General features: G+C 62.7%; 19 protein-coding genes. 11 read left to right on the top strand and 8 right to left on the bottom strand.

What is annotated here, in order from left to right:
* Window positions 1-112: 112 nt before the first annotated feature.
* Window positions 113-931: an outer membrane protein OmpK gene (locus tag DM872_RS12060; protein ID WP_179059713.1), complete on the top strand. Its 819-nt coding sequence runs from the start codon at window positions 113-115 to the stop codon at window positions 929-931.
* A 108-nt stretch (window positions 932-1,039) separates the two neighbouring features.
* Window positions 1,040-1,351 carry a hypothetical protein gene (locus tag DM872_RS12055; protein WP_179059712.1) on the top strand — a complete coding sequence of 104 codons (312 nt, stop codon included), beginning with the start codon at window positions 1,040-1,042 and terminating at the stop codon, window positions 1,349-1,351.
* Window positions 1,352-1,690: 339 nt separating this feature from the next.
* Here DM872_RS12055 and DM872_RS12050 read toward each other — a convergent pair whose 3' ends face one another.
* The gene (locus DM872_RS12050) at window positions 1,691-3,136 is read right to left on the bottom strand and encodes a sodium:solute symporter family protein (protein ID WP_179059711.1); all 1,446 of its coding nucleotides are present in this window, start codon (window positions 3,134-3,136) and stop codon (window positions 1,691-1,693) included.
* Window positions 3,137-3,526: 390 nt separating this feature from the next.
* On the opposite strand from DM872_RS12050, the gene DM872_RS12045 reads away from it, so the two are divergent.
* The 3 genes from DM872_RS12045 to DM872_RS12035 all read left to right on the top strand — a co-directional run bounded on the left by DM872_RS12045 (window position 3,527) and on the right by DM872_RS12035 (window position 6,234).
* The gene (locus DM872_RS12045; RefSeq protein ID WP_179059710.1) at window positions 3,527-4,360 is read left to right on the top strand and encodes an arylamine N-acetyltransferase family protein; all 834 of its coding nucleotides are present in this window, start codon (window positions 3,527-3,529) and stop codon (window positions 4,358-4,360) included.
* Between the two features lie 155 nt (window positions 4,361-4,515).
* Window positions 4,516-5,265, top strand: a complete 750-nt coding sequence (locus DM872_RS12040; protein ID WP_373273708.1) for a phytanoyl-CoA dioxygenase family protein — start codon at window positions 4,516-4,518, stop codon at window positions 5,263-5,265.
* 498 nt (window positions 5,266-5,763) lie between these two features.
* On the top strand, window positions 5,764-6,234 hold the full coding sequence (locus tag DM872_RS12035) for an LEA type 2 family protein (RefSeq protein WP_179059708.1): 471 nt from the start codon (window positions 5,764-5,766) through the stop codon (window positions 6,232-6,234).
* Between the two features lie 3 nt (window positions 6,235-6,237).
* Here DM872_RS12035 and cysC read toward each other — a convergent pair whose 3' ends face one another.
* Window positions 6,238-6,819, bottom strand: a complete 582-nt coding sequence (gene cysC, locus DM872_RS12030) for an adenylyl-sulfate kinase (protein WP_256873383.1) — start codon at window positions 6,817-6,819, stop codon at window positions 6,238-6,240.
* Window positions 6,820-7,058: 239 nt separating this feature from the next.
* Between cysC and DM872_RS12025 the strand changes: the two genes are divergently transcribed.
* Window positions 7,059-7,397 (top strand): zinc ribbon domain-containing protein YjdM, encoded by a 339-nt coding sequence (locus DM872_RS12025; RefSeq protein ID WP_179059706.1) that lies wholly within the window; start codon window positions 7,059-7,061, stop codon window positions 7,395-7,397.
* 82 nt (window positions 7,398-7,479) lie between these two features.
* Here DM872_RS12025 and DM872_RS12020 read toward each other — a convergent pair whose 3' ends face one another.
* Together DM872_RS12020 and DM872_RS12015 are read right to left on the bottom strand one after the other, a co-directional pair.
* Window positions 7,480-7,887, bottom strand: coding sequence for a type II toxin-antitoxin system HicB family antitoxin (locus DM872_RS12020; protein WP_179059705.1), 408 nt, complete (start codon window positions 7,885-7,887; stop codon window positions 7,480-7,482).
* A 32-nt stretch (window positions 7,888-7,919) separates the two neighbouring features.
* Complete coding sequence (locus tag DM872_RS12015; RefSeq protein ID WP_179059704.1) at window positions 7,920-8,084, bottom strand: type II toxin-antitoxin system HicA family toxin; 165 nt, start codon at window positions 8,082-8,084, stop codon at window positions 7,920-7,922.
* A gap of 149 nt (window positions 8,085-8,233) precedes the next feature.
* Between DM872_RS12015 and DM872_RS12010 the strand changes: the two genes are divergently transcribed.
* A complete protein-coding gene (locus DM872_RS12010) occupies window positions 8,234-9,049 on the top strand; it encodes an NYN domain-containing protein (RefSeq protein WP_077524296.1) in 816 nt (271 codons plus the stop codon).
* A 162-nt stretch (window positions 9,050-9,211) separates the two neighbouring features.
* Here the strand turns inward: DM872_RS12010 and DM872_RS12005 are convergent, their stop codons facing one another.
* From DM872_RS12005 to DM872_RS11995, 3 genes are all read right to left on the bottom strand, one after another.
* Window positions 9,212-10,708, bottom strand: coding sequence for a CoA-acylating methylmalonate-semialdehyde dehydrogenase (locus tag DM872_RS12005; protein ID WP_179059703.1), 1,497 nt, complete (start codon window positions 10,706-10,708; stop codon window positions 9,212-9,214).
* Window positions 10,709-10,819: 111 nt separating this feature from the next.
* Window positions 10,820-11,107, bottom strand: a complete 288-nt coding sequence (locus DM872_RS12000) for a cupin domain-containing protein (RefSeq protein ID WP_077524298.1) — start codon at window positions 11,105-11,107, stop codon at window positions 10,820-10,822.
* Window positions 11,107-12,453 (bottom strand): aspartate aminotransferase family protein, encoded by a 1,347-nt coding sequence (locus tag DM872_RS11995; protein ID WP_179059702.1) that lies wholly within the window; start codon window positions 12,451-12,453, stop codon window positions 11,107-11,109. Before DM872_RS11995 ends, DM872_RS12000 begins: the two co-directional genes overlap by 1 nt.
* A gap of 120 nt (window positions 12,454-12,573) precedes the next feature.
* Between DM872_RS11995 and DM872_RS11990 the strand changes: the two genes are divergently transcribed.
* From DM872_RS11990 to DM872_RS11975, 4 genes are all read left to right on the top strand, one after another.
* Complete coding sequence (locus DM872_RS11990) at window positions 12,574-13,494, top strand: LysR family transcriptional regulator (RefSeq protein ID WP_179059701.1); 921 nt, start codon at window positions 12,574-12,576, stop codon at window positions 13,492-13,494.
* Window positions 13,495-13,723: 229 nt separating this feature from the next.
* On the top strand, window positions 13,724-14,392 hold the full coding sequence (locus DM872_RS11985; RefSeq protein WP_179059700.1) for a TetR/AcrR family transcriptional regulator: 669 nt from the start codon (window positions 13,724-13,726) through the stop codon (window positions 14,390-14,392).
* Complete coding sequence (locus DM872_RS11980; protein ID WP_179059699.1) at window positions 14,392-14,976, top strand: IMPACT family protein; 585 nt, start codon at window positions 14,392-14,394, stop codon at window positions 14,974-14,976. The genes DM872_RS11985 and DM872_RS11980 overlap by 1 nt, the downstream gene beginning before the upstream one ends.
* Before the next feature lie 509 nt (window positions 14,977-15,485).
* The gene (locus tag DM872_RS11975) at window positions 15,486-16,436 is read left to right on the top strand and encodes an adenosine deaminase (protein ID WP_179059698.1); all 951 of its coding nucleotides are present in this window, start codon (window positions 15,486-15,488) and stop codon (window positions 16,434-16,436) included.
* Window positions 16,437-16,500: 64 nt separating this feature from the next.
* Here the strand turns inward: DM872_RS11975 and DM872_RS11970 are convergent, their stop codons facing one another.
* Window positions 16,501-17,154, bottom strand: a complete 654-nt coding sequence (locus tag DM872_RS11970; protein WP_179059697.1) for a 7-cyano-7-deazaguanine/7-aminomethyl-7-deazaguanine transporter — start codon at window positions 17,152-17,154, stop codon at window positions 16,501-16,503.
* Between the last annotated feature and the right edge of the window lie 36 nt (window positions 17,155-17,190).

Below are 17,190 nucleotides of genomic sequence, written 5' to 3'. Positions count from 1 at the left end.
CCGGTCGTTTGCCCAGAGCATTCTGGCGCCCTTTTTGCTCTGGGGCATACCTGACCAATCAGACAAGTTCTACGCAGATAGACACAGCTTAAAACCACTGGAGCCCAACCCGATGAACCGCGTCTTTTCCTCCTGGATGCTCGCTGGCGGCCTGCTGGCGGCCGGCAATGCCCTGGCCGACGGCCCCCTGCTCTGGCAGGACAACAGCCTGACCTACCTCTATGGCAAGGATTTCCAGATCAACCCTGAAATCCAACAGACCTTCACCTTCGAGCACGCCAGCGGCTGGACCTTCGGCGACCTGTTCATTTTCGTCGACCAGATCAACTACAACGGCGAAGAAGACGCCAACGCCGGCAAGAACACCTACTACGGCGAGATTTCCCCGCGTCTGTCCTTCGGCAAGATCTTCGACCAGAAGCTGGAATTCGGCCCGATCAGCGACGTGTTGCTGGCGACTACCTACGAGCGCGGCGAGAACCGCAACCAGAACTACCTGATCGGCCCGGGCTTCGACCTCAAGCTCCCCGGCTTCGACTACTTCCAGCTGAACTTCTACTACCGCAAGCCCGACGGCATCACCAACAACCCGTCCGGCCAGTGGCAAGTCACCCCGGTGTGGTCCTACACCATTCCGGTGGGTAATTCCGACGTCGTGATCGACGGCTTCATGGACTGGGTCTGGAACAACAAGGACGCCACTTCCGACCGCCCGAACGACCTGCACGCCAACCTGCACTTCAACCCGCAGATCAAGTACGACCTGGGCAAGGCCATGGGTTGGAGCGCGGTGAAGCACTTCTACGTGGGCGTCGAGTACGACTACTGGAAGAACAAGTACGCCATCGACGACAACAGTTTCCTCGGCGACGACATCCTCGGCGGCACCGACCAGAACACCTTCAGCCTGCTGGCCAAGGTGCACTTCTGATGATTGCGGGGCCCGGCACAATGTCGGGCCCTTCTGTCTTGCGCCATGGAAAAGGCGGGTAGAGAATGCGCGGCAGTCCCAGCCTGCAGTCAGAAAAGGAATGTTCCGATGGCCAGCGACAGCGCCCAAGCCTCCTCGCACACCCGCGGTGAGAAACTGGTCTCCAGCGCCTGGATCGCCCTCGGCATCATCATCCCCATCAGTTGCCTGTTCTCCGACGAATCCTTCGACTTCTCCGCCAGCCTGGCGCTGCTCTCCCTGATCACCCTCTGCGCCGCCTTCGCCTGCTGGCCGAAGCTCTTCATCACCCCCATCAACTACCGCAACATCTGCGACGAAGTGCCCCGCAACAGCTCGATTGCCATGGCGGTATTCGTCGGCCTCACGGTGCTGCGCGGCTTCGTCGAATTGGTGGCCTGATTTCTAAGGCGCGGTATCCCCGTAGGTTGGTGCGGGCGGCGTTCCGTCAGAGCGCAGCGAAGCCCAACATTCGGAGGTGACCTTTACGTTGGGCTTCGCGTAGCTCAGCCACAACCTACAAAGCCCTGGCGCATCTCGGCACCCGGTCAAACCGGTGGCCTGATCTCTCCGGCACGGTATCCCCGTAGGTTGGGCAGAGCGCAGCGAAGCCCAACATTCGTACGCGACCTTTACGTTGGGCTTCGCGTAGCTCAGTCACAACCTACAAGGCCGTGGCACAGCCTTTCGCCCATGAAAAAGCCCCGCACATGGCGGGGCTTTTTTTCATCGCGGGAGTGATCAGGCGCTGGCGGGAGCCACGCCGATGATCTCGGCACGGCTGCGCACGAGTTGCGGCAGCAGCGAACCCACGACCATACCCAGCCAGCTGAACAGCAGGCCAGCCAGTTGCGGCGGCCAGAAATCGGTTTCCTGATAGGTCATTTCCAGCAGCCCCCAGGAGCCGAGGCCGGCGAAGATGGCCAGCAGTGCGCCCTGGGTAGTGGCGCGCTTCCAGAACAGGCCAGCGAACAGCGGCACGGCGGCGGCAACCAGGGTCACCTTGTAGGCGTTGCCGACCATCTCGTAGATGCTGGAGTTGGAGTTCAGGGCGAACAGGCCAGTGGCGAAGGTCATCGCCAGCACGCTGCAGCGCATGGCCAGCAGGGCCTGGCGGTCAGTCATGTCGGGGATGAAACGCTTGAGGATGTTCTCGGTGAAGGTCACCGACGGCGCCAGCAGGGTACCGGAAGCGGTAGACATGATCGCCGAGAGGATGGCGCCGAAGAACATGATCTGGGCGAACAGCGGGGTACGTTCCAGGATCAGGCGCGGCAGGATCATCTGCGAATCCTCGGCCAGCCAATGCTGCACCATCGCCGGGTCGATCATCTTGGCCGAGTAGGCGAGGAAGATCGGCAGCATGCAGAAGCACAGGTAGAAGCAGGCACCGGTCATGGAGGCACGGGCAGCGATGTTCTCGCTCTTGGCCGACATCACGCGGGCGTACACGTCCTGTTGCGGGATGGAACCGAACATCATGGTCACTGCGGCAGCGAGGAAGGCGACGATGTCCTTGGCCGACGTACCGTGAATGAAGGCGAACTTGCCTTCGTTCGCGGCCTGGCTGATCACCGCCGCAGGGCCGCCCGCCATGTCACCGACGAGCCAGGTCAGATAGAACAGGCCGACGACGATGATGATCATCTGCAGGAAGTCGGTCATTGCCACCGACCACATGCCACCGAACAGGGTGTGCAGCAGGACGATGAAGGTGCCGATCATCATGCCCTGGGTGGTGGTCAGGGCGCCGTCGGACAGCACGCTGAAAACCACGCCCAGCGCGGTGAGCTGCGCAGCGACCCAGCCGAGATAGGAGGCGATGATCACCAGGCTGGTGAGCAGTTCCACGTTCGGGCCGAAGCGCTTGCGGAAGAAGTCACCGATGGTGAGCAGGTTGAGGCGATAAAGCGGACGGGCGAATACCAGGCCCACCAGCATCAGGCACCCGAAGGAGCCGAAGGGGTCTTCGATGATCCCGGCGAAGCCTTCTTCAAGGAAGGTCGCGGGAATGCCCAGCACGGCTTCCGAGCCGAACCAGGTGGCGAACACCATCGCCACGACCAGGGGGAAAGACATACTCCGGCCGCCGGAAGCGAAGTCCGTGGAGTTCTTGACGCGAGTGGAGGCGTAGAAGCCGACAGCGACAGTGATCAGCAGATAGATCGCAACAAACCAGATCAGCATTTGTTCTTGTTCCAGAGGCACGCTCGTCGAGCCCGGAAAAAGCCTGGGAGTCCGGAGTTCGACTGACGGAGTTTTTGTTATTGACGCGGAAGGGCCCGATGCCACGCGAGGCAGGCGGGTACCACGGAGGCGCAGTCTGCCAAAGACGTAAAATATGTCAAACAATTACCGCGCCTATGAGCAAAAAAATCGACAGGATGCGTGCCTCACTAAAGAGCAGGCTTGGTCACAAAGCCTTGAATTTAAAGGCATCTCAACGTCAGCTTGTGACTCGTCAGTATTTTATTTTTTACATGCCCCGTTGATTAAGAACGACACCAAACTACCGTTCATCGCCAACGAAAAGGCATCTGCTAGCATCCAGGCTTCATCGTCATGGAGCCGACCCGCATGTACGCGCTGAACCCGCAGCAGACCGAGTCCTACCTGCGCCACCTGGACATTTCCGCACCGAAGCAGCCAGACCTCGCCTACCTCGACCGGCTGATCGCCGCCCACCAGCGTCGGGTGGCTTTCGAGAACGTCGACGTATTGCTCGACCGGCCCATCCATATCGACGCCGACGCCGTGTTCGCCAAGGTGGTGGAGCGCCAGCGCGGCGGGTACTGCTACGAACTGAACAACCTCTTCGCGCGCCTGCTGCTCGCCCTCGGCTACCAGCTGGAACTACTGGGAGGCCGGGTGCGCTGGGGACTGCCGCTGGACGCGCCGCAGACCATGCTTTCCCACTTGATGCTGCGCGTGCTGCTGCCGGAAGGGCCCTACCTGGCGGACGTCGGCTTCGGCTCCGCCACGCCCTGGCGCGCCGTGCCCCTGGCGGGTGAGATGCCCGACGACCTGCCCTACCGCCTGCGCCCCCAGGAGGATGGAACCGGTGAGGTGCAACTGGAAAACTTCCGCACGGAAAGCGGCTGGGCGGCCTGCTATCGCTTCGGACCGGAGGTGAACGCCTGGGTCGATTGCATTCCGCGCAACTGGTACACCTCCACCCACCCGAACAGCGTATTCCGGCAGATGCTGATGACCGCCCGCAGCGAAGGCGAATGGCGCCTGACCCTGGCCAACGGCACCTTCAACAAGCGCCACCGCGATGGCCGCGTGGAAAGCCGTCGGATCGAGGATGCGGCCGAACTGGTCGAAGTGCTGAGAAACGACTTCCTTCTGAACCTCACGAAAGACGAGATCGAGCCGCTGCGAGCCAGGCTCGAGGGTCTGCTGAGCTGAACCTGCAGGGTGGATGGCGCTCTTCTATCCACCTCGGGGACCTGACCTGGCCTCGTTGGTGGACGTAAAAAGCTACGTACACCCTTGTCCTGGGTGCGATTGGTGGGAGTGGTCCACCCTTGTAGGTAGCGCCATCCGCGAAAGAGGACATGCCCATGTCCACCGCCGAGCATCTCAAGGCCCTGCACGAGCAGGGTTTCACCCTGCTTCCCGGCGTGCTCGATGCCGCCGCCGTCTCCTCGTTACGCCAGTTGATCGACCAGCTCCAGCCCATCCATTGGGATTACTGCGGCCTGGTGGACGACCACTTCAAATGCGTGTTCAACCGCGGGCCGGAATGGCTGCCGTATTTCGATCTGCCTGGGGTCATCGAACTGGCTGAAGCGGCACTCGGCGAAGACTGCCACCTCATCGGCATGACCGCCTGGCGCAATCACCCGGGGTTCATCGGTGGCGACCTGCATGTGGATCACCTGGTCATGGAACTGCCAGAGCGCCTGCTGGCCGATCCGGACTTTTCGCTGCCAATGCAGATATGCACCGCGCATATCTACCTCGACGATATCGATGCCGACCTCTGCCCCACCCTGGTCATTCCTGGCAGCCACCGTGCCGGGCGCAAGCCGCGAACCGGCGAAACCGGCTGGCGCGGACAACCTGCCGAAGCCGTGCTGTGCAAGGCCGGCGATGTCCTGATGTTCCGCAGCGAACTCTGGCACGCCGGCAGCCGCAACCGCACGACCGACCGTACGCGCTACCTGCTGCAGGTGCATTACGGCCGGCGCATGGTGGCGCAGAAGTTTTCGCCCTACCTCGCCTTTCACTTCAACCCCGAAGTGCTGACCGCCTGCACGCCACGGCAGCGTCGTCTGCTGGGCGATCACACCGCGGCCGAATACGACTGACGCCGAAAAACCGAGCAAGCGCTTCCAGCCCATCTCCCATGGGCCACAGCGAGATTTATCCCGAAGATATCCACAGAGCGACCCACAGTTTTTGTGGGCAATACATGTTCTGCCACCAGGAACTTAACTGACCTTGTGGGAGCGAATTCATTCGCGAATTTCAGAACTGTCGCAACCCGCTGTCCAAACGGCTCAAGCTACCTGAGCAAAATCCATCCATTCTTCTGAAAGGCGCGCAATCCGGGCCCTGCAGCGATCCACCCAAAAGCTATCCACAACTTGCCCCACAGATTCCGTGGGTATCTGCAACAGCCAGGCGGACGGAGCGGGTTGCACCCCGGATGCACAGGAAACGAGCAACCGGCCCCAACCCATCAGGCACGGGCCCCGCGGCCATTCATCCAGAACATATCCACAGCTCGCTCCACAGAAAATGTGGGCACGCCAGTACCGGCCTGATCTTTACTTCAAGGCACTCCCTCCCGCAGGAAACACGCTATGCGCGCGACCGGCCTTGCTGCCCTGTTGATCCCCCTGGTGCTGCTCACGGGCTGCGTCGGCTTCGGCACGCGAGACCCGTTGCAGGTCGACCTGGCCGGCATGGAACCCATCCCCGGCGAGGGGCTGGAGGTGCGCTTCAATCTCAAGCTCCGCGTGCAGAACCCCAACGAGGGCGCCATCCATTACAGCGGTGTGGCACTGGAGATGGACCTCAATGACCTGCCCCTGGCCAGCGGCGTCAGCAACCAGGGCGGCACGTTGGCGGGCTTCGGCGAAACCCTGATCGAAGTGCCAGTGACCATTTCCGCGTTCTCGGCGCTGCGCCAGGCCTGGACGCTCACCGGGGCCCATCCGGTCCAGCACGTGCCCTACGCCCTGCGCGGCAAACTGGGCGGCGGCTTCTGGGGAACCCGGCGCTTTACCGATGCCGGCGTGTTGAGCATTCCCGAGCCCATCGACACGCCCTGAGCTTCAGTTGCCCAGCACGAACCCGAGCAGATCGCGGATGGCCAGTGGTAGAGCGATCGCCTCAGTGTCCACGTCCCAGTCCGCATCGAGTGGCGGTTCGTAGGGGCTGTCCAGGCCAGTGAAGTTACGAATGCGCCCTTCCAGCGCCGCCCGGTACAGCCCTTTGGGGTCGCGGCGGGCACAGGCGTCGAACGAGGTACTGACGTAGACCGTGGAAAACTCCCCCGGCGCGAACAGCTGCCGCGCAGCCTCGCGATCGGCGCGGAACGGGGAGATCGCCGACACGATCACCACCAGCCCCGCATCCACCATCAGCCGCGCCACCTCGGCGATACGCCGGACGTTTTCGCGGCGATCCTCCGCCGACATGCCGAGATCCCGGCACAGGCCGCCGCGCAGGTTGTCGCCATCCAGCACGTAGGTGTGCAGGCCACGGGCGTTGAGCTCCACTTCCAGCGCATTGGCCAAGGTGGACTTGCCCGAGCCTGACAGGCCGGTCAGCCAGATGCAGCGCGGGCGTTGATGCTTGATCGATGCCCTGGCCGACCCCGGCAGGGTCAGTTCGTATGGAACGGCTTCACTCATAACCCAGCCACTCGTAGTCACGTTCATAGGCCCGCAGCATTGGCCCCCCGATGCGGGCCCGGCCCGCGATTTATCCGAGCAGGGAGACTAGCAGCCGTTCTTCGCGAAAAAATTTGGATAGGATCAAGTCGGTAAAGCATCCGATACATCTGACGTACGAAATCGTAGAAAACGGGCAAAAGCAGTGGCAAAACCCTATATAATTCATGGTTTTTCGTGACACCGAAGTTGAGGTCCCCATGAGCACCCTGCCGCCCTGCCCCAAATGCAACTCCGAATACACCTACGAAGACGGCGCAATGCTGATCTGCCCGGAGTGCGCCCATGAGTGGTCCGCCGATGCCGGCGCCGAAGCAAGCGACGACAAGGTGATCAAGGATTCCGTCGGCAACGTCCTGCAAGACGGCGACACCATCACCGTGATCAAGGACCTCAAGGTCAAAGGCTCGTCCCTGGTGGTGAAGGTCGGCACCAAGGTGAAGAACATCCGCCTGGTCGACGGCGACCACGACATCGATTGCAAGATCGACGGCATCGGCGCGATGAAGCTGAAGTCGGAGTTCGTGCGGAAGGTGTGAGCCGTTTGCTCCTGGGGTAGGAGCCAGCTTGCTGGCGAAGTGACGCAACAGCTTCGCGAGCAAGCTCGCTCCTACGCAGGCATCACCCCTCCTGCAACACCCGCAACGCCGCTGCCGCCAGAAACCCCGAGCGGCTCTTCTGCTCCGGATGGCTGCGCACATACTCATCGATACGATTGAGCAGATACCCCGGCAGCGTGATGTTCAGCTTCTCCGCCTTGCCCATGTAGCGGGTCACGTCGATATCCACCAGCGCCCAGGTACAGCCGACAAACTCCGGATTGGCCGCATGGAAGGTCACCTTCCTCGCCACCGGAATCGGTGCGCCCCCCTCCGCCAGAATTTCCAGGTGACCCGCCATGGCTTCCCGCGCCATGGCCATCGCATCGTCCAGGTCGTCCCCTGCGGAGAAGCAGCCAGGCAGATCAGGAACCTCCACACCCCAGGCGTGGCCGTCGTCACCGGGAAGGATTGCGATCGGGTAAAGCATGACGTGGCTCCTCTGGAGTGGATGCGACTGGCTCACTTGAGTCCGGCCTGTTTGAGAATGCTCGCCACCGTCCGGGCCAGCAGGTCTTTCTTCGGATGCGGGATCGTCACCAGTCCCGGCTTCGTCGGGTGCTTGAAGTGATGGTGACTGCCTCGGGTTCTGACCAGAAACCATCCATCGGCTTCGATCAGTTCCATGAGTTGTCGACTGTTCGCGTCCGGTCCTTGGCGTGGATTTGGTGGTTATAGTAACCACCAAACAGCAAACCGCAATTCCTCCGTCCGATGGGTTGGCGCTGCTCAATGACTTCGCAGTATGTTCAGCCATCCCCCTTCAAGGATGAACCATGGCCAGCAAAGCCCACCCAACGCACCAACAGAAGCACCTCGCCGTGCTCATCGATGCCGACAACGCACAAGCGTCCATCATCGAAGGCCTTTTCGAAGAGATCGCCAAGTACGGCGTCGCCAGTGTCAAACGCATCTATGGCGACTGGACCGCACCGCAGCTCGGCAGCTGGAAGAAAGTCCTACTCGACCACTCCATCCAACCGATCCAGCAGTTCGCCTACACCAAGGGCAAAAACGCCACCGACAGCTCACTGATCATCGACGCCATGGACCTGCTCTACACCCGGCGTTTCGATGGCTTCTGCCTGGTTTCCAGCGATAGCGATTTCACCCGTCTGGCCGCGCGCTTGAGAGAAGAAGGTCTGACCGTATACGGCTTCGGTGAAGAGAAGACCCCGAAGCCCTTTGTCTCCGCCTGCGACAAGTTCATCTATACGGAGATACTGCGCGCGGAGGTGCTGCCGGAGCCCGCTGCCAGCGGCGACAAACCACAGCCCGCAGCTCCAGCGCCAGCCGCCGAGCCAGCCAAATCGACTGACAAGCCTGCTCCGATCAAGCCGCAGAAGGTTCCGGTGGATGCGATCGCCACGGTGATCGACGGACTCGACGACGAAGACGGCTGGGCGCCGCTTGCGGCAGTTGGCTCCGATATCACCAAGATTCGAACCGACTTCGATCCACGTTTGTACGGCTTCAAGAAGCTGAGCGACCTGATCAAGGGAAACCCTCATCGCTTCGAACTTGAGGAACGTGGAACCACCACGACCGGGGGAAAGGTGCTGTTCGTGCGCAATCGCAAGACCGGCAAATAGCCGTCCGCCCGGTATCGTTGGGCTTCGCATAGCTCAGCCACAACCTACATCCGTGCCTCTAGGCTCTGATGGGTATCGCAGGCGGCGCTCCGCTGGAACGACGCGGTACCCATCAAAGAAAAGCCCCGGCAATCACCGGGGCTTTCTGTTTCAACGCATCACTCAGCCGTTGCTGGGGAAGGCGAATTGCGCCGCCTCGTGGCTGGCGCGTTGCGGCCAGCGCTGGGTGATGGCCTTGCGGCGGGTGTAGAAGCGCACGCCGTCCGGGCCGTAGGCGTGGAGGTCGCCGAACAGCGAGCGCTTCCAGCCGCCGAAGCTGTGGTAGGCCACCGGGACCGGCAGCGGCACGTTGACGCCGACCATGCCCACTTCGATTTCGTCGCAGAACAGGCGGGCGGCTTCGCCGTCGCGGGTGAAGATGCAGGTGCCGTTGCCGTACTCGTGGTCGTTGATCAGCTGCATGGCGTCTTCCAGGCTGCCAACGCGAACGATGCAGAGCACCGGGCCGAAGATTTCTTCCTGGTAGATACGCATGTCGGCGGTGACGTTGTCGAACAGGGTGCCGCCGACGAAGTAACCGTCTTCATGACCGGCGACGCGGTAGCCGCGACCGTCCACCACCAGCTTGGCGCCGGCAGCGACGCCGTCGTCGATATAACCGACCACCTTGTCGCGGGCGGCGGCGGTGACCAGCGGGCCCATGTCGAGGCCGCAGTTGGTGCCGGCGCCGATCTTCAGGCCCTTGATCTGCGGGACGATCTTGTCGACCAGCGCATCGGCGATCTGGTCGCCCACACAGACGGCCACGGAGATGGCCATGCAGCGCTCGCCGCAGGAACCATAAGCCGCGCCCATCAGCGCGCTGACGGCGTTGTCGAGGTCGGCGTCGGGCATCAGCACGGCGTGGTTCTTCGCGCCACCCAGGGCCTGCACGCGCTTGCCGCGCTTGGTGCCTTCGGCATAGATGTATTCGGCGATCGGGGTCGAGCCGACGAAGCTCAGGGCTTTGACTTCCGGGGCTTCGATCAGCGCGTCCACGGCTTCCTTGTCGCCGTTGACCACGTTCAGCACGCCCTTGGGCAGGCCGGCCTGATGGAAGAGTTCGGCGATCAGCAGGGTGGAGCTCGGGTCACGCTCGGAGGGCTTGAGGATGAAGGTGTTGCCGCAGGCGATGGCCAGCGGGTACATCCACAACGGCACCATGGCCGGGAAGTTGAACGGGGTGATGCCGGCGACCACGCCCAGCGGCTGGAAGTCGCTCCAGGCGTCGATGTTCGGGCCGACGTTGCGGGTGTATTCGCCCTTGAGGATTTCCGGGGCGGCGCAGGCGTATTCGACGTTCTCGATGCCGCGCTTGAGTTCACCGGCGGCGTCTTCGAGGGTCTTGCCATGCTCTTCGGCGATCAGCTTGGAGATCACCGCCTCGTTCTGCTCCAGCAGTTGCTTGAAGCGGAACAGCACCTGGGCGCGCTTGGCCGGCGGGGTGTTGCGCCAGGCCGGGAAAGCGGCCTTGGCGGCGTCGATGGCCTGCTGGATGGTGGCGCGGCTGGCCAGGCCAACCTTGCGGTGGGCTTCGCCGGTGGACGGGTTGAACACGTCCGCGGTGCGGCCTTGGTCGTCGATGCGTTCGCCGTTGATCAGGTGCGGGATGAGGCTCATGGGTGGGGGTCTCTTGTAGGGCTTTTGTCTTGGTGGCGCCGGCAGGTCCGAGGGGCGGGTATTACCCTCACCCCCGGCCCTCTCCCAGAGGGAGAGGGGGCAGTCCGTGCGCTATTTCAATTCTGTTTCCACGAAGACTACTTCGTGGTCGCTGGCGTTGATCACGTTGTGTTCGACGCCCGCCTTGCGGAAGTAACTCTGGCCGGCCACCAGGGGGGCGTGTTTGTCGCCCTCCGGGGTTTCCAGCAGCAGGGTGCCGTTGGTCATCGGCACCACGACGTAGTCATAGCCATGGCGGTGGCGACCGGTTTCGGCACCGGGGGCGAAGCGCCACTCGGTGACGATCACCTCGTCGTTATCCACCTGCACGGTGGGCACGGCCTGGGGGCGTTGGCTCATCAGTTGACGCCCTGCAGGGCCTGGCCGACGGCGTCGAACAGGCGATCCAGTTCTTCCGGCTTGGCGTTGAAGGTCGGTCCGAACTGCAGGGTGTCGCCACCGAAGCGGACGTAGAAACCGGCTTTCCACAGGGCCATGCCGGCCTCGAACGGACGGACGATGGCATCGCCGTCACGCGGGGCAATCTGCAGGGCACCGGCCAGGCCGCAGTTGCGAATGTCGATGACGTGCTTGGCGCCCTTCAGGCCATGGATGGCCTTCTCGAAGTGCGGGGCCAGTTCGGCGGATTGCTGCACCAGGTTTTCCTTCTCCAGCAGGTCCAGGGCGGCCAGGCCAGCGGCGCAGGCGACCGGGTGTGCGGAGTAGGTGTAGCCGTGGGTGAACTCGACGGCGTATTCGGGCGTCGCCTGGTTCATGAAGGTCTGGTAGATCTCGCGGCTGGCGATCACTGCGCCCATGGGGATGGCGCCGTTGGTGACCTGCTTGGCCACGTTCATCAGGTCCGGGGTCACGCCGAAGTACTCGGCGCCGGTCATGGTGCCCATGCGGCCGAAGGCAGTGATCACTTCGTCGAAGATCAGCAGGATGTTGTTCTGGTCGCAGATTTCGCGCAGGCGCTGCAGGTAGCCGGCCGGCGGCACGATCACGCCAGCGGAGCCGGACATCGGCTCGACGATCACGGCGGCGATGTTGGACGCGTCGTGCAGTTCGATCAGCTTCAGCAGTTCGTTGGCCAGTTCCACGCCGCCGGTTTCGGCAGCGCCCTTGGTGAAGGCCAGGCCCGGCTGCAGGGTGTGCGGCAGGTGGTCGACGTCCATCAGTTGGCCGAACATCTTGCGGTTGCCACCGATGCCGCCCAGGGCGGTGCCGGCGACGTTCACGCCGTGGTAGCCACGGGCGCGGCCGATCAGTTTGGTCTTCTGCGGTTGGCCTTTCAGGCGCCAGTAGGCGCGGGCCATCTTGATGGAAGTGTCGGCGCACTCGGAGCCGGAGCCCGTGAAGAACACGTGGTTCAGTTCGCCGGGGGTCAGGTTGGCAATCTTCTCGGCCAGCTGGAAGGACAGCGGATGGCCGTACTGGAAACCCGGGGAGTAGTCGAGGGTGCCGAGCTGCTTGGCCACGGCTTCCTGGATTTCCTTGCGCGAGTGGCCGGCACCGCAGGTCCACAGGCCGGAGAGGCTGTCATAGATGCGGCGGCCCTGGTCGTCGATCAGCCAGCTGCCTTCGGCGGCGACGATCAGGCGCGGGTCGCGCTGGAAGTTGCGGTTGGCGGAGAACGGCATCCAGTGAGCGTCCAGCTTGAGCTGGCTGGCGAGGGGAAGCTGGGCGGTCTGCGGCATGTTCATGTATGGCCTCGAAAGTGTCTTGTTCTGAGGAACGACGCGCTACTTGCTGCCGACATTGCCACGGGCATAAAGTCACGAAAATCCAACTTTACTTATCTTTAGATCAGAGGTTACTAAACCATGAGCAGCCGCCGCCCCGAACCGCTGGCGCAGGTCAGCGATTTCGACATCCGCCTGCTGCGCATCTTCCGCAGCGTGGTGGAATGCGGCGGTTTCTCCGCTGCCGAGAGCGTGCTGGGCATCGGCCGCTCGGCCATCAGCCAGCAGATGAGCGACCTGGAGCAACGCCTCGGGCTGCGCCTGTGCCAGCGTGGCCGCGCCGGCTTCGCGCTGACCGAGGAAGGCCGCGAGGTGTTCCAGTCGTCCATGCAGTTGCTGGCGGCGCTGGAAACCTTCCGCACCGAGGTCAATGGCCTGCACCAGCACTTGCGCGGCGAGCTGAACATTGGCCTCACCGACAACCTGGTGACCCTGCCGCACATGCGCATTACCAACGCCCTCGCCCGCCTCAAGACCCTCGGGCCGGATGTGCAGATCAACATCCGCATGACGCCACCCAGCGAAGTGGAGCAAGGGGTCCTCGACGGACGCTTGCACGTCGGCGTGGTACCGCAGACCGCGGCCCTCTCCGGCCTGGAGTATCAGCCGCTGTACAGCGAGCGTTCGTTGCTCTACTGCGCCGTCGGCCACCCGCTGTTCTATGCCGACGATGCGCAACTGAGCGACGAGCGCCTGAATGAGCAAGACGCCATCGCCCCCACCTTCCGCCTGCCGGCGGAAATCCAGTCGCACTACCAGGTGCTCAACAGCACGGCCAGCGCCTCGGACCGCGAGGGCATGGCCTTCCTGATCCTCACCGGGCGCTACATTGGCTATCTGCCGGACCACTACGCCACCTTCTGGGTGCAACAGGGGCGCCTGCGGGCGCTGAAACCGGCGAGCCGTTTCTATGACCTGTCTCTCGCCTCGGTAACCCGCAAGGGTCGCCGGCCGCACCTGGTGCTGGAGAGTTTCCTGGAAGCGCTGGCCGCAACCAGTTGAGGAACCGGATCTTGTAGGGTGGATGTCGCTTTTTACATCCATCAACGAGGCCAAGCCCGGCACCGATGGTGGATCGGTGAAGCGTGATCCACCCTACGCTCAAGCTCCATTCCGGTGCAGCCCGGACAAATCCGCGAATAACCTGACCGATGCTCCAGTTTCGCTTGTAGGCGCGGTCATCCTGGGTTATCAGTGCTGTCGCCAACCCCCTCTTACAATAAGGAAGCCTATGACTTCACTGGTGCCCGCCCACAGCCCGGACCCTTCCATCAAACCCGCCGGCCGTATCCGTCAGAAGAACGAAGAGCTGATACTCGCTGCTGCGGAAGAAGAGTTCGCCCGCCACGGATTCAAAGGCACCAGCATGAACACCATCGCCGTGCGCGCCGGGCTGCCCAAGGCCAACCTGCATTACTACTTCAGCAACAAGCTGGGGCTGTATATCGCGGTATTGAGCAACCACCTGGAACTCTGGGACAGCACCTTCAACGCTCTCACCGCCGAAGATGACCCGGCCGAGGCGCTGGCCCGCTACATCCGCGCCAAGATGGAGTTCTCCCGACGTCACCCGCTGGCCTCGAAGATCTTCGCCATGGAGATCATCAGCGGCGGTGGCTGCCTGGCCGAGCACTTCGATCAGGACTATCGGACCTGGTTCAAGGGCCGCGCGGGCGTGTTCGAAGCCTGGATCGCCGCCGGCAAGATGGACCCGGTGGACCCGGTCAACCTGATCTTCCTGCTCTGGGGCAGCACCCAGCATTACGCCGACTTCAACACCCAGATCTGCCGCGTCACCGGCCGCAAGCGCCTGACCAAGGAAGACTTCGAAGCGGCCACGCAGAACCTCATCCAGATCATCCTCAAGGGCTGCGGCCTGACTCCGCCCGCGACCGCCTGATGCCGTACACGCTGTCCGCTCCCGCCGAATATCGCGAGGAGATCAAGAAGAGCCGCTTCATCGCCCACGCAGCCCCAGTGGCCAGCGTCGAGGAGGCCCAGGCCTTCATCGCACGCCTGTCCGAGCCCGGCGCTTCTCACAACTGCTGGGCCTGGAAGCTGGGCAACCAGTACCGTTTCAGTGACGACGGCGAACCCGGCGGCACCGCCGGACGCCCGATTCTCGCCGCCATCGAAGGCCAGGACTGCGATCAGGTCGCGGTACTGGTGATCCGCTATTACGGCGGAATCCAGCTCGGCACCGGCGGCCTCGCCCGCGCCTACGGCGGCAGCGCCGCCAAATGCCTGCAAGGCGGCCAGCGTGTGGAACTGGTGGCGCGCAGTCGCATCAGTTGCCATCCCGGTTTTGCTGAACTGCCGTTACTGAAAGCGCGCCTCGCCGAGTTCGACGTGTTGGTGGAAAGTGAACGCTTCGATGCCGAAGGCGCCGAGCTTGTCCTGGCCCTGCCCGAGGGCCGTATTGCCGGGTTCGAGCAGGTCCTGCGGGATATCAGTCGGGGGCGGCTGGAAGTGAAACGACTGTAGGGGCGAATTCACTGGTTGTGCCTGCATTGCCGGTAGGAGCTGGCTTGCCAGCGAATGGCCCCTTTTCGCTAGCAAGCTAGCTCCTACAACGCGTCTGAACCTACGTTCGATACCACCCACAAATTCTGTGGAGTCAGCTGTGGATAACTCGTGGGCTTTTTCCTGGAACGCCGCAGCGGCGCGGCTTAGCGAGAACTGTTCGCTTTTTGCCCAGTAGCCGACTTATCCCCTGCCCCAAACATAAGCATCTGATTTGCGGTGCATTCCTCCGCGCCCCCATGCAGCGCAGCAAGCGCTCGGCAGGGCCGATCTTGTCCACGCCCAACGGGGAAAAGATTGTGGATAAGCTTGGGAGTATCCGCCGCAGCCCAAGGCTGGCGAGCCTTGCGGGAAGCTGATCGAAAAACGAACAAAACCAACCGAGCGAAGAGTGCCCGTCCCTGGCGAATGAATCTGCCCAAACAACAGGTAAACTTTCCGCCATCCCCGCCTGATGAAGAGAATCCACCATGTACGAATGGCTGAATGCCCTGCCCAAGGCCGAGCTGCACTTGCACCTGGAAGGTTCACTGGAGCCCGAACTGCTGTTCGCCCTGGCCGAACGCAACAAGGTGGTGCTGCCCTGGGCTGATGTGGAAACCCTGCGCAAGGCGTATGCCTTCAATAACCTGCAGGAGTTCCTCGACCTCTATTACGCCGGTGCCGACGTGTTGCGCACCGAGCAGGATTTCTACGACCTGACCTGGGCCTACCTGCAACGCTGCAAGGCGCAGAACGTGATCCACACCGAGCCCTTCTTCGACCCGCAAACCCACACTGACCGGGGCATTCCCTTCGAGGTGGTGCTATCCGGCATCCGCCAGGCCCTGGAAGACGGTCGCGAGCAACTGGGCATCAGCTCCGGGCTGATCCTCAGCTTCCTGCGCCACCTCTCTGAAGACGAGGCGCAGAAGACCCTCGATCAGGCCCTGCCCTTCCGCGACGCCTTCATCGCCGTCGGCCTGGACAGTTCGGAAAAGGGACACCCGCCGAGCAAGTTCCAGCGTGTATTCGACCGCGCCCGCGCCGAAGGCTTCCTCACCGTTGCCCACGCCGGCGAGGAAGGCCCACCGGAGTACATCTGGGAAGCCCTGGACCTGCTCAAGATCGAGCGCATCGACCACGGCGTACGTGCCGTCGAGGACGAGCGACTGATGCAGCGCATCATCGACGAGCAGATTCCGCTCACCGTCTGCCCGCTGTCCAACATCAAGCTTTGCGTGTTCGACCACATGCGCCAGCACAACATCCTCGACATGCTGGAGCGCGGTGTGAAGGTGACAGTGAACTCCGACGACCCGGCCTACTTCGGCGGCTACGTGACGGAGAACTTCGCCGCCCTGCACGAGCACCTCGGCATGACCGAGAACCAGGCGAAGCGCCTGGCGCAGAACAGCCTGGATGCGCGGCTGATCAAATAGGCACAAGGCGTTCGTAGGTTGGGTTTCGCTTCGCTCTGCCCAACCTACAGGTTATGCGAGGCGTTTAGAGGGAAGGTGCGGGACGGGGGCTGAGCAACCGCAGGATGCTGCCGAGCAACATGCCGTAGAGCGGCACGAAGAACACCAGGCTGATGGCCAGCTTGACGCCATAGTCGACGGTAGCGATCTCCACCCAGTGCTCGGCCATGAAGGGGTTGTCGCTGCGCCAGAAGGCCACGGAGAAGAAGGCGAAGGTATCCAGCAGGTTGCCGGCGATGGTCGAGGCCACCGGGGCTATCCACCACTGGCGCATCTGCCGCAGGCGGTCGAAGACCTGGATATCCAGCACCTGGCCCAGTACGTAGGCGAGGAAGCTGGCCTGGGAGATCCGCGCGACGAACAGGTTGAACTCACCGAGAGCGGCGAAGCCCTGGAAGCTCGCTTCCTGAAACAGCACCGACACCGCATAGGACGCCAGCAGCGCCGGGACCATGACCCGCGCGATGACCCGGCGCGCAGCCTGCTTGCCCATCAGGCGAACGGTCAGGTCGGTGGCCAAGAAGATAAAGGGAAAGCTGAATGCGCCCCAGGTGGTGTGCCAGCCGAACAGGGTAATAGGCAACTGCACCAGGTAGTTGCTGGCGATGATGATCAGGATGTGGAAAGCGATCAGGCCGGTCAGGGCCGGGCGCCAGATCGAGGGCGTTGCAGCGGGCATAGTGGTTCGCATCCTTTTTGCCGATGGGGTGAGGGA

This window comes from Pseudomonas taiwanensis (assembly GCF_013393345.1).
Lineage (GTDB): Bacteria > Pseudomonadota > Gammaproteobacteria > Pseudomonadales > Pseudomonadaceae > Metapseudomonas > Metapseudomonas resinovorans_C.
The sequence above is the reverse complement of the archived record's forward strand: the minus strand, read 5'-3'. Positions and strand labels throughout refer to the sequence as shown.